We start from the raw sequence: 410 nt of genomic DNA, 5'->3' as shown, positions 1-410 counted from the left end.
GGATTTTTCCAAGCTGCTCCCATACAAAAACGTGTCGAACCGGCATTTTTAGCCTTTTGCGCGGCGTCCAGAACACGCTTCCACTTCCATAATCGTCTCTTTTCAACATCCGTTTGATAACGAGCGCTTTGCGGGCAGTATTTGCAATCTTCTGGACAAGCACCGGTTTTAATCGAAAGCAAGGTGCTCACTTGCACATAGTTCTTAGGGTGGTATTGACGATGGGTTTGCTGCGCTTCAAACAACAAATCCATAAAAGGCATTTCCATCAACTCACGAACTTGCGCATGAGTCCAGTTATGACGTACTTCCACGTGTATTCCTTGCGTAATAGTTAACTTGCTATTTTTGTTTTGTTGACAGTCTACCGAGCTCCGATAAACTGTCAACATTGACAGATAACTTCAAAG

1 pseudogene is annotated in these 410 nt (G+C 43.9%); it reads right to left on the bottom strand.

Features of this window, described 5'->3' with window-relative positions:
• Window positions 1-314 (bottom strand): annotated as a pseudogene (locus CIK04_RS28675) (biotin synthase); the annotation flags it as partial.
• Between the last annotated feature and the right edge of the window lie 96 nt (window positions 315-410).

Source organism: Vibrio sp. 03_296, assembly GCF_002265885.1.
This window is presented reverse-complemented; position numbering and strand designations above follow the sequence as displayed.